Origin of the sequence: Aerococcus viridans, assembly GCF_001543285.1 — a bacterium.
GTDB classification, from domain to species: Bacteria; Bacillota; Bacilli; order Lactobacillales; family Aerococcaceae; genus Aerococcus; species Aerococcus viridans.
In genome coordinates this window covers 1,777,385-1,791,325 of record NZ_CP014164.1, presented here as the reverse complement: position 1 = coordinate 1,791,325, position 13,941 = coordinate 1,777,385, and the positions used below count along the sequence as shown (strand labels likewise).

At 38.4% G+C, this 13,941-nt stretch carries 11 protein-coding genes; 9 read left to right on the top strand and 2 right to left on the bottom strand.

Translation table 11 applies throughout. The annotated features are described in order from the left end of the window. Nucleotides 1–326 precede the first annotated feature (326 nt). Nucleotides 327–1,664 (top strand): H2O-forming NADH oxidase, encoded by a 1,338-nt coding sequence (gene nox / locus AWM76_RS08435; RefSeq protein ID WP_003141700.1) that lies wholly within the window; start codon nucleotides 327–329, stop codon nucleotides 1,662–1,664. A gap of 86 nt (nucleotides 1,665–1,750) precedes the next feature. Here the strand turns inward: nox and AWM76_RS08430 are convergent, their stop codons facing one another. After that, on the bottom strand, nucleotides 1,751–2,494 hold the full coding sequence (locus AWM76_RS08430) for an alpha/beta fold hydrolase (RefSeq protein ID WP_039935037.1): 744 nt from the start codon (nucleotides 2,492–2,494) through the stop codon (nucleotides 1,751–1,753). 691 nt (nucleotides 2,495–3,185) lie between these two features. On the opposite strand from AWM76_RS08430, the gene AWM76_RS08425 reads away from it, so the two are divergent. Beyond that, the gene (locus tag AWM76_RS08425; RefSeq protein WP_003141694.1) at nucleotides 3,186–3,614 is read left to right on the top strand and encodes a pyridoxamine 5'-phosphate oxidase family protein; all 429 of its coding nucleotides are present in this window, start codon (nucleotides 3,186–3,188) and stop codon (nucleotides 3,612–3,614) included. Nucleotides 3,615–4,218: 604 nt separating this feature from the next. Here AWM76_RS08425 and tnpA read toward each other — a convergent pair. Further along, entirely contained in the window at nucleotides 4,219–4,641 is a 423-nt protein-coding gene (gene tnpA, locus AWM76_RS08420) for an IS200/IS605 family transposase (protein ID WP_060779392.1), read from the bottom strand. A gap of 100 nt (nucleotides 4,642–4,741) precedes the next feature. On the opposite strand from tnpA, the gene AWM76_RS08415 reads away from it, so the two are divergent. The 7 genes from AWM76_RS08415 (at nucleotide 4,742) to AWM76_RS08385 (ending at nucleotide 13,937) form a co-directional block, all read left to right on the top strand. Continuing rightward, a complete protein-coding gene (locus AWM76_RS08415; RefSeq protein ID WP_060779391.1) occupies nucleotides 4,742–5,884 on the top strand; it encodes an RNA-guided endonuclease TnpB family protein in 1,143 nt (380 codons plus the stop codon). Nucleotides 5,885–6,042: 158 nt separating this feature from the next. Then, nucleotides 6,043–6,792, top strand: coding sequence for a CPBP family intramembrane glutamic endopeptidase (locus tag AWM76_RS08410; protein ID WP_003143515.1), 750 nt, complete (start codon nucleotides 6,043–6,045; stop codon nucleotides 6,790–6,792). Between the two features lie 379 nt (nucleotides 6,793–7,171). Further along, on the top strand, nucleotides 7,172–8,728 hold the full coding sequence (locus AWM76_RS08405; protein WP_060779390.1) for a C40 family peptidase: 1,557 nt from the start codon (nucleotides 7,172–7,174) through the stop codon (nucleotides 8,726–8,728). A gap of 214 nt (nucleotides 8,729–8,942) precedes the next feature. Then, nucleotides 8,943–9,659, top strand: a complete 717-nt coding sequence (gene yycF, locus AWM76_RS08400; protein WP_003143513.1) for a response regulator YycF — start codon at nucleotides 8,943–8,945, stop codon at nucleotides 9,657–9,659. Nucleotides 9,660–9,668: 9 nt separating this feature from the next. Continuing rightward, a complete protein-coding gene (gene walK, locus AWM76_RS08395; protein WP_003143512.1) occupies nucleotides 9,669–11,564 on the top strand; it encodes a cell wall metabolism sensor histidine kinase WalK in 1,896 nt (631 codons plus the stop codon). After that, nucleotides 11,551–13,113: a hypothetical protein gene (locus AWM76_RS08390; RefSeq protein WP_003143511.1), complete on the top strand. Its 1,563-nt coding sequence runs from the start codon at nucleotides 11,551–11,553 to the stop codon at nucleotides 13,111–13,113. The genes walK and AWM76_RS08390 overlap by 14 nt, the downstream gene beginning before the upstream one ends. Before the next feature lie 2 nt (nucleotides 13,114–13,115). After that, nucleotides 13,116–13,937, top strand: a complete 822-nt coding sequence (locus AWM76_RS08385) for a two-component system regulatory protein YycI (protein ID WP_003143510.1) — start codon at nucleotides 13,116–13,118, stop codon at nucleotides 13,935–13,937. Nucleotides 13,938–13,941 lie beyond the last annotated feature (4 nt).

The window sequence follows — 13,941 nt, the reverse complement described above, 5'->3', positions numbered from 1 at the left end:
CACTTAATTGTGAGTGTCTTTTTCATTTATATAGGTTTAAAATCAACAAAAATACAATAAATGTACAAAAAAACCTAGATTTGTGAAATAACGAATTTGAGATAAAAAAGATTATTTTCAGTAAAATAACAAAAAATGCAATAATTACCCTTTGAATAAAGGGGTTAAATAAGTTTTTCACAAACTTTCTTTAAAAATTGCTTGCTAGTGACTTTGTGAGCTTTTATAAATTATACAACTTTGGTTTGTTATCCAAAAAAAATGGTGTTATTCTAAGCTTGTAAATAAATGAGCAAACGATATATACATCGAGGAGGAAACATTTAATGAAAGTTGTAGTAGTAGGGACTAACCATGCAGGTATCTCAGCAGCAAATACATTATTAGATTCAGATCAAGACGTAGAAGTTACATTAATAGACCGTAACTCAAACTTATCATACTTAGGTTGTGGGACCGCATTATGGGTAGGTCGTCAAATCGATAGCTACGAAGGGTTATTCTACACAAATGCTGCAGATTTCGAAGCTAAAGGTGCTAAAGTATCTTTGGAAACGGAAGTAAAAGAAATCGACTTTGAAAATAAAGTTGTATACGCAGAAACTAAATCAGGTGAAAAATTAGAAGAAAACTATGACAAATTAGTTTTAGCAACTGGATCTCTTCCAATCGCACCTAAATTACCAGGTAACGACTTAGAAGGATTACACTTCCTAAAATTATTCCAAGAAGGTCAAGCAGTTGACAAAGCCTTAGCAGCAGACGACGCTAACGTTGTATGTGTTATCGGTGCTGGTTACATCGGTGTTGAAATCGCTGAAGCAGCAGCTCGTCGCGGTAAAGAAGTACACATCTTCGACGCAGAAGAACATTCATTAATGAACTACTACGATGTGGACTTCGCAGTAGCAATGGACGAAAACTTACGCGCTAACGGCGTACACACTCACTTTGGTGAATTAGCTGAAGAATACTTAGGTGAAAACGGCAAAGTAACAGGTCTTAAAACAACTAACGGCGAATACAAAGCTGACGTTATCATCAACTGTATCGGTTTCCGTCCAAACGCTGGATTAGGTGCAGACCACTTAGATACATTTGTTAACGGCGCTTACTTAGTAGACCGTACATTCAAAACAAACGACGACTCAGTATACGCAGTAGGTGACTGTGCAACTAACTACTCAAACGCTGTAAATGACACAGCTTATATTGCATTAGCTTCAAATGCTGTTCGTTCAGGTATCGTTGCAGGTCAAAATATCTTAGGTAACCATGTAGAAGGTGCTGGTATTCAAGGTTCAAACGGTATCGAAATCTTTGGCTTGAAATTAGTATCTACTGGTTTATCAGTACGTGCAGCAGAGAAAAACGGCTTGAAAGTAAACTACACAGACATCGAAGATACCCAACTACCAAGCTTCATGCCAGCAGAAGAAAATGCCGAAGTTAAATTGCGTATTGTATACGAAGAAGAATCTCGTCGTATCGTAGGTGCGCAAATGGTATCACGCTATGATATATCAATGGGAATCCACATGTTCTCATTAGCAGTGCAAGAACAATTAACAGTCGATAAATTAGCATTATTAGACTTGTTCTTCTTACCTCACTTCAACCAACCATACAACTACATCACAAAAGCAGCATTAAAAGCTGAGTAATAAAAATCTAAATCATTGAAAAAGGGCAACCCTCTTAGCTAACCCCAGCTAGGAAAGGTTGTCCTTTTTTCGCGATGAGGACAATCCTACAAATGGCCTAAGAAGAAAGTCGTCATCATATCCATTGTTTCTGTCGTAACCAAATGGTCTTCATCCTCGTGTATAAAAATGATATTGTCCAAGTGGTTGTTGTCTTTTACGAACCCCGCAGTCTGGTCATAAGGTACCCGCCAATCACGTTCGCCGTGCCAAATCAAGAAGGGTCTGCTCGCTAAGCTGTCAACTTGGGTGGACAAATCATACCGGTCAACCCAAGCCGTCAAATCTCTTAAATCATCTGGCACAAACCGGTTAGATAATCTGCTGGCATGTTCAATCAGTCGCTCTCGGTATTGGATAGGGGTAGGTGACCCCATCATACAAGATGCTACTTTAATTTCTGGATGGTGGGTCAGTAAAGCAGACGACGTAAACCCGCCCATAGAAGTCCCGCCAACCCCAATCCGGTCATCTAAGACCAAGTTGAGTCGTTTGAAATGTTGGATAATAGCCCCAAATTCAAATAAATTACTTTGGATACTTTGCCAAAAAGTCAATGATGGGATGGCAGATATGGCTTGCTTGCGGCGACCATGGTTCATGGCGTCTGGTAACAGGACCCGAAAACCTACTTTTGCTAACTTTCGCCCCTGGGTTAAATTTAGTTCCTTATTGGATTGCCAGCCATGATAATAGACAATCAAGGGTAAGGGGGCGTTTCGCTGGTCTAATGGAACGACTTCTAGTAAGGGGATTTCCCCAATTTGTCGTCTTCTAATGGTTGTTTTCAATGGTATTTCCTCGCATTCAATCACTGGCTTCACCTTTTATTCACTTGCAAATATAGCGACAGCTAGGAGGAAATGCAAACATTAAGAACTAGCTGATAGTGGGTGGCTTAAGCAATTTAGCGAACGCTAAAGAAATGGTTAAGCAGCAAATATTTATTGTCATGGCCGGGTTAGTAGCCGCAGAAGGGGCAGACATGAAGACGGCCACTGGTTGCTGACTTAGTATTTGGGCTGGCTAGTCCATCTGTTAAAGTCCCAATAATTTATCCAGCTTGCGATGAAGAAACCATTTTCCACGGTCACGAAGAATATCACCCAGGTGTCGACGACGGTGCTGAAGTTGTATAAGTTTATGTAGCTATCCCAGTTGACGGGCAACCACCAATGCGGTTAGTTGGTTTCAGGAAAAGCTACTTAGAAGTAGGATAAACAACAGATATCATTATCACAATTGATCCATCTACAACCAACCCCCCCCGCTAGGTGTATGGGGCAACAAGGCCCGCGACTTTATCACCGCGCCCGGTGAGTACAAGTTCTACGTAGGGAACGCTAGTGATAATGCACCATTCACTTCATCCCTCGACATTCAATAGTTTTTTTATGGATATTTGACTTAGATTCTACTAAAGAAATATGGGATTTTGCGATATAATAGAAGAAAGTAGAATGATGAAGGAGATGTTGAAAAATGGCATTACAAGATTACATGACAATCTTAGAAAATATAGGTGCAGCGGTTTTTGCGACGGTAGACAGTGAAGGGAAACCTCGTACACGGTTTGCGAATGTTGGTGTAGCGAACGAAAATGGGATTTTCTTTATGACTAAACCAGGTAATGAATTCTATACTCAATTACAAGCAAATGAGCATGTATCAATTTCAGCTATGTCAAATGACGAAAATGGGATTCAAGCCATCACCGTTGACGGTAAAGTGCGCGAAGTGGATCAATCTTACTTAGAGGATATTCTAAAAGACAACCCATATGTAAAAGATGTTTATCCTGATGAAGAAGACCGTAAATCAGTTGTTGCGCTTCAAGTATATGAAGGTAGTGGCTTCTATATGAACTTAAAAGAGCATAAAAACGACACATTCGAATTTTCAGCAGAATAATGAAATTTCTAGTAATCTTTTGGTTTCAGTTTTTCCTATCATTGCCGGACGATTTAGAATGTAACGTAGTGGCCCAAACATTCTGATATTGGACAGGACATCCTTGCTTCACCGCGAAGGTATGCTAGGAAAACTTCTGCCTAAGGTTTAACTCGGAAATCTAGCGTACTGCAAATAATACAATTGGAATTAAAAATGGGAAGAGACAAAAAACTCTTCCCATTTTATTTACTCAAGGATTGAATAAACGCTTATTTAAGAAATGCTAGGTTTTCAAGGCAATAGTTTTTCTAACATATATTTTCATATACAAGCTGTCAGCTAAGGAAACCTAGTTATTGATACCCAGGAGGAATTAGCGAAATAGACAGGCCTTTTTGTTGATTTTACTAGGTTATCGTTTATATTATTGTCACTACTACAATTACATATGCTTCTAACTACAGTGCAATCGTTTCAGATATCGTTACACTTGTTAATGGTTATTAGTTTTTGAAAGTATGCTCACTAGTCTAGTGAATTCACTTTTCAGGTATGGTAAGGTTAGGATAATTTATTTAAAGTCGCCCCTTGAGAAAACCGTGTAATTCATTACATGGATGAATCAAGTTCTAGGGCGACCGTCATTGTATTCCGTTAATTGATTTTCTATATACTTTTTAACAGCTTCTTTAGACATACTGCCTACTGTTGCCATGAAGTAACTAGGTGTCCATAAATGGCCACCCCATAACATTGTCTTTGTTTCTGGATAAGCTTTAAACCATAGACGTGCAGATTTCCCTTTAAGTGTTTTGACGATACTACTTGCGGCATGTTTAGGGTTGAACGAAATCAACATATGAATATGGTCAGGCATTACTTGGAGCGATTGGATGACAATATCATGTTCATCACAAATGTGCGTCAACATATCTTGCATGGCGTTTTGCTTTTCAATGGTTGTAAATATTTCCTTACGATACTTTGTTACCCAAACCAAATGGAAATTAAAATCATAGACATTTGTCCTTGTTTTCACAATCATATGTAAATACCTCTTCAACTAAATTATAGTAATTGTTATCGGTATAAACAAGTGTCATACGTATGGTATAATATATCTATAAACGCAAGGGGGTGAAAACATGTATCAAGGAATTGAGTGTAAAATCTATCCTAACGAAAAACAGCGTCAGTTAATTCATATGACCTTTGGTCATACCCGATTCATCTGGAACGAAATGTTGGCCATGTTGAATGCGCGGTACGAAAACAATCCTGACCTTCAAATGCTATCTTATAATGCGTTATCCTCTCTTATTCCACAAATGAAGAAGGAATATCCCTGGTTGCGTGAAGTTGATAGCGTAGCTGTTCAATGTAGTGTTAAACGCTTATCCGAAACTTTTGTTCGTTTTTTTAAAGGTTATTCAAAATACCCAAAATTTAAATCAAAGAAGAACACCAGACAGTCGTATTTAAGTACCATACGTGGCAACAACATTCGTTTTAATGATAATCAGCGGTATATCAAATTACCCAAATTAGGTTGGATAAAATGTAAGTCAAGTGTGCTTCATATTGAGAATGAACGCATAAAATCTGTCACCGTAAAATATACACCTAGTGGCGACTACTATATCTCCCTTTTGGTCACAAGCGATAATCAAGCAATGCCCAAAACAGGAAATGTAGTCGGTGTCGATTTAGGTGTAAGTGATTTAGCTATTACGTCTGATGGTCAAAAATATCAAAGTCAGCGACTACATTTGTCTTATAAGAAGCAATTACATTATTGGGAAAAGCGAATGGCCCGTAGACGTTTACAAGCCAAAAAGAACGGTGTAGCTTTAGTGGATGCGAAAAACTACCAGCAAGCCAAACGCCAAGTGGCCCGTATTCATCAACGTATCAAAAACATCCGTAAGGATTACATTCATAAAATCACAACCGATATGGTCAAAAGTTATGACGTTATCGTTCTAGAGGATTTAAAGACGACTAATATGATGAAAAATCATCAATTAGCCCGTTCAATCGCTGGCCAATCCTGGCGGATGTTTAGAACAATCCTAGAGGCAAAGTGCGAAATGTACGATAAGACATTTGTGGCTATTAATCCGTACAAGACGTCCCAAAAATGTTCTAATTGCGGGTATGATAGCGGTAAAAAAGCGTTAAATATACGTCATTGGACTTGTATGAAGTGTAATATGCATCACGATAGAGATATCAACGCAGCTAAAAATATATTAAATATTGGCCTGGAACAGGCCTTAGTTAAATAGCTTAGACCGCTGTTTTGCTTTGAAATAAGTGGAACAAGTCATGAGTGTTCCTAGAAACACGCCATTTTAATGGCGTTGTAGTTCATTTTGATATAAAAAATAAGTAAGTCTTATATATATAGGAAAGTTGTAATCAACAAAAAAGTTAGGGGTATTATATGGGGAAAAGGAAGGATCGAAATACGGATGCTTATTACCAAGATCCAACTAGACAGAAGTGGACAGGTTGGATAGTTGGCGCGGTTAAGGTTGTTTTGTGGACGATTGCTTATACTATAATGGTCTCAGTTCCTCAATTATACGTCATGTTTGCTAGCTATTTGGATAATACTTGGTTAACGTTATTAGGCATTCTAAGTATTGTTTATATGTTTGTTGTGAGCTATTGGTTTTATCGCCGATACCAAAAGCAAAATCCAGAAAATGTTGTGGGTTTAACTTGGGATGATATTCAAAAGGATTTAGCCATTTTTGCGGGTGTTTTAGCCTTTAAAATGATTATGTCAGTCATTATGAGTAACATGTACGGAGTAGAGACGACGGTAAATGATGATATGATTTTTGGTTTGCTAGGTAGTAATAGCAATATTTTAGTGGCCTTAAACCTCGGCTTAACTGTGATTACTATGGCCCCAGTGATGGAGGAAATCATTTTCCGCGGTATGATCAGTAAAGGGATGTTTAAGGATAGCTTTTTCTCTGCAGCTATTATCATCTCTTCAATCTTCTTTTCAAGTATGCATCTTTCAGGCAACTTCATTTCTTTCATTATATATGCAGGATATGCAGGAATCGGGGCGGCTTGTTTTATGGCTTATTGGCGGAAGAAAAATATCAATGATGCCATCTTTATTCATTTCTTGAATAATTTACCAGGGGCGATCATGATTATATTTGGTTTATTTTAGGGAAATTTGTTTGAATAATACCTCTTTGAAGGGTGTGGATGGGATATCGATACTACTTTAAAGAGGTTTTTTTACATTTATTGCATCCAATGTTACGTTATTGTTACATAGATATGGCGTTTATATTTAAAATAGAGATCTTTAATTTGAATTTAAGATTTTCTTAAAAGATTGATTTATTAACATTTTTTAAATTTTTTTATTATTTTTTTTGTGATTTTAGTTCAAGTAAGGTAAATTTTATTAGCGAAGTATAACGTAAAATTAAGGATTTGTGTAAGAAATAGTAAATGATTTGTAACCTGATTGTTACGGAAAATTGTGGTTCGCTTGTATATAATAGCTATTGTAATCACTAATTTCAGGGGGTAGAAATTTAATGAAGTTTTCAGTAAAAAGAATGGTAGGGACATCTTTAGCGACGTCAGCAGCTTTAGCAGCCTTTGCAACCACTAATGTTTCAGCAGACGAAGTATATACAATTGAAACGGGAGATACTTTAACTGCTATTTCACGTAAATTTGATTTATCAATCGCTGACTTATTAGAAGTGAACACAATTGATAACCAAGATTTAATTTTCGCAGGTCACACTTTAAATATTCCAACTGTTGATGCGCCAGTAGTAGCAAGCACTAAACGTGTAGCAGATGCAACTAACGTATACACAGTTGTTGCAGGCGATACTTTAAACAAAATCGCTGCAGATTTTGATACAACAGCACAAAACTTACGTGATTTAAATGGTATTTCAGGTGACTTGATTTTAGTTGGTCAACAATTAAAAGTTAAAGGTGAAGTAGCTCAAGAAACAACAGTAGAACAAACAGCTCCTGTAGCTGAAGAAACAGTTGAAACGGAAGTAGAAGCTACTCCAGTAGTAGAAGAAACTGTTAACAACTATGTAGCAGACGAAAATGGTATCTACACTGTAGTTGCTGGCGACTCTATCAACAAAATTGCAGGTCAATTTGGCGTTTCAGCGACTGAATTACGAGCACAAAACAACTTATCATCTGACTTGATCTTAGTTGGTCAATCATTGGCTATTCCTGGCCTAGCTGCAGCACCTGCTGTTGAAGAAGCACCAGTAGTAGAAGAAACTGAAACGGTTGTTGAAGTAGCATCTGTTGAAGCTACAGAAGAAGCTGAAGTTGCACCAGTTGCAAATACAGTAGAAGAAACTGAAACTGCTGACGCAGAAATCGAAGCTTTAGCAGCAGAAGAAGAAGCGCAAGCAGCAGCAGCAGACGCACAAGCGGCAGCTGAAGTAGAGGCACAAGCAGCAGCGGATGCACAAGTAGCAGCCGAAGCAGAGGCAGCAGCTCAAGCACAAGCAGCGGATGCACAAGTAGCAGCCCAAGCGGAAGCAGAGGCAGCAGCCCAAGCACAAGCAGCGGCAGAAGCGGAAGCACAAGCAGCAGAGGCAGCAGCCCAAGCACAAGCAGCGGCAGAAGCAGAAGCACAAGCAGCAGCGGCAGCAGCTCAAGCACAAGCAGCAGCCCAAGCACAAGCAGCGGCAGAAGCGGAAGCACAAGCAGCAGAGGCAGCAGCTCAAGCACAAACTGGTAACGTAACAGCATTATTAAACAATGCTTACGCACAAGTTGGTGTACCTTACTTATGGGGTGGTAAAACACCTTCAGGTTTTGACTGTTCAGGTTTCGTAAACTATGTTTACAAACAAACTTACGGCGTAAACGTTGGTAGCTACACTGGTGAACAACAATACGCTGGTCCAAAAATCTCAGTTTCATCTGCACAACCAGGCGACTTAATTTTCTGGGGTTCATATGGTTCTCCATACCACGTAGCAATTTCATTAGGTAATGGACAATACATCCATTCACAACGTCCTGGGGAAACAGTTCACTCAGAATCAATCAATCCATACTGGGCACCATCATTTGCTGTAAGTATGGCTGCTTATAACTAAGCAATCTTTTAAATATAAAATATGAAAGGTCGAGATGATTACCCCCCTCGGCCTTTTTTTATTAGAAAAATTTGGTATCAAAAGCACATGTCAATAGATATGAAAGCCCTTTAGTAGGCATTATTGGCATTTTCACCTAAAGGTGTTAAAATAAGGTGATAAGTTCTAGCAAATTTTCCAAGATCATATATTCACAATCAAGGAGAGCACATTAATGAAAAAAATATTAATTGTTGACGATGAGAAACCAATCTCAGATATTATATCTTTCAACTTAAAAAATGAAGGTTATGAAATAGATACTGCCTATGATGGGCAACAAGCTTTAGAAAAATTCGCATCATTCCAACCCGACCTAGTGGTCTTAGATTTGATGTTACCAAAAATCGATGGGCTAGAAGTCTGCCGTCAAATTCGTAAAGATAGCCAAGTGCCAATCATTATGCTAACTGCTAAAGATAGTGAAATTGATAAGGTATTGGGGCTTGAATTAGGGGCGGACGATTACGTGACCAAACCATTCTCAAACCGTGAGTTAATGGCGCGCGTAAAAGCCAATATTCGCCGTACTGCGGTAGTTGCTGAACCAGTAGTAGCTGACGAAGTGACGGAGAAAGACAATATTATTGAAATTGGCGATTTATTGATCCATGAGGATGAGTATATTGCTTCTAAAAATGGGGAAGATGTTGAGTTAACACACCGTGAATTTGAGTTACTACATTATCTTTCACAACACATTAACCAAGTAATGACTAGGGAGCACTTGCTTCAAACGGTTTGGGGTTATGATTATTTTGGTGACGTCCGTACAGTGGATGTAACTGTGAGACGTTTACGCGAAAAAATCGAAGAAAATCCAAGTCATCCTAAGATTTTAATTACCAGACGGGGCGTTGGTTATTTCGTTAAAATTCCAACTCAAGAATAGAGGTCAGTCATGCCAAAAACAAGGAAGAAATCTGGGATTCCTTTTTTCAAATCTATTCATTTCAAAATACCTGTTATTTTTATATTAACGCTACTAATTTCGCTCCAAATTGTCGGAGCGTATTTTATTCGTTCACTAGAAACTGAAATGTTAACGTCGTTTGATGACCAAGTAACGAGTCAGACCACTTTTATCATTGATAATATTCAGTCGGTGATGGAAGATGAAGATTTGAATGAGGATGAAAAAGAGACGCAGGTGAATTCAATCTTGCGTCGCTTTAATAATGATAGTGTATTAGAAATTCAATTATTCGATAGCAATGGTTTCTTATTAGCTACTTCTAACCCCACTTCGCAAGCCTATATTGGGCAAAGAACGGTGGATGAAGATATAGAAGAAACGTTATATACAGGTATTCGTAGTGAGACGTCAGGCTATGATTCCAATCAAGAAATTCGCATCAAAAAATTTGTGACACCAATTTTTTCTACGGCATCTTCAGGAGCCATGATTGGTATTTTAAATGTGACTGCAAATCTAGAGACTATCTATAGTCAGATTCAAAATATTATGTCTCTATTCTTGATTGCATCAGGTATTTCACTTGTATTTACGACAGGATTAGCAGTGTTAATCTCTAGTCAGATCATCAATCCGCTACAAAAAATGCGCGATCAAACCAAGCAAATTGCTGAAGGAAACTATTCAACTACTTTGGATATCAATTCAGAAGATGAAATCGGGCAGTTGGCAGAATCTATCAACTACTTATCGGTTCGTGTCGGGGACGCACAAGACCTAACTGAAGCAGAGCGGCAGCGGTTGGATTCAGTCCTACGTCATATGACGGATGGGGTTATTGCCACCGATCGACGCGGAAAAATTACCATTATTAATGACCGTTCATTGAATATTTTGAATAAGACACAAGAAGAGGTGATTGGGGAATCTATTATTGAAGCCCTAGACCTTTCTGATCGTTTCTCATTCAGAGAATTATTTGACCAACATGAATCCATCCTACTAAATTATGCAAATGATGAAGGTGAAACAATTATTCGCGCTGAGTATTCAGTTATTCAACGAGAATCTGGCTTTATTTCCGGTTTGGTTTGGGTATTAACAGATATTACGGAACATGAAAAAATTGAACGTGACCGTAAGCAATTCGTTTCAAATATTTCACACGAGTTGCGTACACCACTAACGAGTGTGCGTTCATACAGTGAAGCATTGGTTGACGGGGCCATTAAAGATGAAAAAGTAGCGGTTGAATTCTTGAATGTTATTCAAACTGAAACTGACCGTATGATTCGGATGATTTCAGACTTACTACATCTTTCTAGAATGGACGCTAAGCAACAGGTGATTAACCGAGAGTTGATTATTTTCAAAGACTTGGTGAACCATATCTTAGACCGTTTTAACATGATGTTGCAATCTGAAGATTATGAAGGTAAAAATTATATTATTAAACGTGAATTAATGGAAGAAGAGGTCTGGGTAGAAATTGACCAAGATAAGTTAATTCAAGTTATCGATAATATTATGAATAACGCCATTAAATACTCGCCAGATGGTGGGACAATCTATGTCCGTTTAATGTCTACACATAACCAACTGGTCTTAAGTATTCAAGACCAAGGGTTAGGTATCCCTCAAGAATCGATTCCACACCTATTTGACCGTTTCTACCGAGTAGATAAGGCGCGTTCACGCGCTCAAGGTGGTAGTGGGTTAGGTTTATCCATTGCAAAAGAAGAAATTGAATTGCATAACGGGAAAATTTGGGTAAATTCGATTGAAAATAAAGGAACCACATTCTTTATCTCACTTCCATTTGAGGAGTTTGATAGTGATGATTGGGCAGGGGAGGATGAATGGGCCGATGAAGAAGGATAGATGGAATTGGATCCTTCATGCGATACTTGCCATACTAGCGCTTATATCGGTTGCTGCTTCAGTCAGTAACCTTTATGGGCCTAGTGCCTTAAGTGCCTTGTTTAGTCAGGCTGATCAAGAAAGTAATGGGGAAACCACTACCGAATTGAATAATATGGCGATTTCTAATGAAACAACAGACGGAAATTCGACTGAAGATGTTGAAATTACAGCCTCACAGACCTTAATTTTACATAGTGAGGCGGATGAATACGTAGCGATCGATAATATGTTAGCGATTAAAGAGCTAAAACATGTTGCTGCAGGATTCGACTATGATAGTGAAATAGAAGAAGATTCTGCCTACAATATCCGCAACTACGTCCAAACCCAACCTTATGTTGAAGATAAATTGAACAATGAAACACCGATTAACTTGTTGATTGCGGATGTGTCTAGACTTCCTGAAGAATTACAGGAAATTTCAATCACTTCTTATATTTATGTTATGGAAACCAATGAAGTCTATCTATTGAATGATGTGACTGATACGGCCTATTCGTTGACTATTTCAGATAGTGTAGATGATGTAATGGCCCGGGTCCATGATTATTTATCTTCATATGAAGACTTAATGGCTCCAGTTGTGCCAGTTACCCTAGCCAATGGGGTGTCTTATGTATCAAAAGAGGCACAAGAAATTGACCAGTTAACTTATTTACAAGAGCGTCAACCAACAACTTACCTCTTGAATCATTTCTTTGAAACACCAGAAGATATCCATGATTATTCAATGAATAAAATTTCACGCTATTATACAGAAGGTCGTCAGTTAACGATCAATATGGAAACTTTTGAAGTAGTCTTGTTACAAGATAGTACGAAAGCGGAAGAAACGAATTTAAATCAACAAATTGAGGTCACATCTGCTGCTATGGCGGATATTTTAGCTGACCAAACATCATGGCTGTATGTAGAGTCTAATGGTGACGACGAAAGTGAAATGATTACTTACCGTAAGTATGTACATTCACTGCCGGTTTTTGGGAATAATTACGTCTCAAAAGCACAGTTTGTTATGTCTGGTGATACCATTCAAAACATTTATATGTCTGCTTTGACTATTCAAACCCAGGTGACAGATTTATCAGAATCTTATAAGGTTATGTCAGGTGCAGACGCTTTAGATTTACTGAATAATGCCGGTTATCCTAACGAAGACATTTCGGAATTGGTCTTGGGCTATCGTTGGGTACAGAATCCTGAAACGAGCCGCCTAGTAGCATTAATCCCGTCTTGGCATATTCAAATTGGTAGTAAGTGGTTTATGCTTGAAGATTTAATTGATATGAGTCAGTATCCATCACTCCAGACTACGTATACTGAATCTGGCGAGGTTGTTGATTTATCTCTTTATTTTGATAATCTAGGCCAACAGGTGAGTGAGGAAGAAGTGAAGACTCAGTTTGACAAAAGTATTTCGGAATCTTTTTCTTCTGATGTAGCCGAAAATGATTATTCTCAATTTTTGAACCCGCCATTATCAGATAGTGACGAGGAGGAGAGCTAACGATGAATTTTAAAAAAGTAGAAATCATCTTTATTCTAGCTTTCCTGATTTTAGATGTATTTCTGATTAATATTTTTATGAGTAAGTACGTGGGGACATCGAATCAAGCGATTGAAAATCAGTCAGTGGATATTGTGACGAAATTTAAAGCCAAAGATATTCAATATGATGAGATTTCAGATGAGGTCTTGCGGATTCCTTTTATTAGGGCCTTGAATACAACCTTAAGTGAAGAAGATGTGTTAGCCGTCACAGAAGATACGCAAAGTGTTGAAGTAAACGGTAATCAAATCTTAGGACAGATTAATACCCCCATTCAACTGGAAGGGGTGACTGGTGAAACACCAGCAGGGGAACTTTCTGATTCTGCCTTAGCCAGCTTGAATCAATTTATTAATAGTGAAATTTATCAAGGAAACCAATACCGGTTTATTAGCTATGATAAGAATGCAGGTAGGGTGACTTATATGCAAGAGACGGCATCGGGTGCAGTGATTGCGGATGGAACTGGAGAAATTGTGTTTAAGGTGAATGATGATTTTGCAATCTACGCCTATGACCAGACGATTGCTGGTGGTACTGCGACTCAAGGCGAGGAACGGACGGTCATTAGTGAACAACAGGCCCTTGAAAATGCCTATTTAAACAACAGTATTCCAGACGAATCAACGATTGTGCGTTCATTCTTATCATACCGCGTGACCCTAGTGCTTGATGAAATGACCCTTTACCATCCAGTGTGGACCCTATTGATTCGCACGAATGAAGGGACGACGCAGCGTGTATTTGTAGATGGTATCTATGGGGCAATTATGACCCAATAATTGG

Excerpts from the sequence above, each read along its gene's own strand:
- tnpA (WP_060779392.1), bottom strand. The coding sequence starts at position 4,641 with ATGATTGTGAAAACAAGGACAAATGTCTATGATTTTAATTTCCATTTG.
- nox (WP_003141700.1), top strand. The coding sequence starts at position 327 with ATGAAAGTTGTAGTAGTAGGGACTAACCATGCAGGTATCTCAGCAGCA.
- AWM76_RS08390 (WP_003143511.1), top strand. The coding sequence starts at position 11,551 with ATGAAGAAGGATAGATGGAATTGGATCCTTCATGCGATACTTGCCATA.
- AWM76_RS08425 (WP_003141694.1), top strand. The coding sequence starts at position 3,186 with ATGGCATTACAAGATTACATGACAATCTTAGAAAATATAGGTGCAGCG.
- AWM76_RS08415 (WP_060779391.1), top strand. The coding sequence starts at position 4,742 with ATGTATCAAGGAATTGAGTGTAAAATCTATCCTAACGAAAAACAGCGT.
- yycF (WP_003143513.1), top strand. The coding sequence starts at position 8,943 with ATGAAAAAAATATTAATTGTTGACGATGAGAAACCAATCTCAGATATT.
- walK (WP_003143512.1), top strand. The coding sequence starts at position 9,669 with ATGCCAAAAACAAGGAAGAAATCTGGGATTCCTTTTTTCAAATCTATT.
- AWM76_RS08410 (WP_003143515.1), top strand. The coding sequence starts at position 6,043 with ATGGGGAAAAGGAAGGATCGAAATACGGATGCTTATTACCAAGATCCA.
- AWM76_RS08385 (WP_003143510.1), top strand. The coding sequence starts at position 13,116 with ATGAATTTTAAAAAAGTAGAAATCATCTTTATTCTAGCTTTCCTGATT.
- AWM76_RS08405 (WP_060779390.1), top strand. The coding sequence starts at position 7,172 with ATGAAGTTTTCAGTAAAAAGAATGGTAGGGACATCTTTAGCGACGTCA.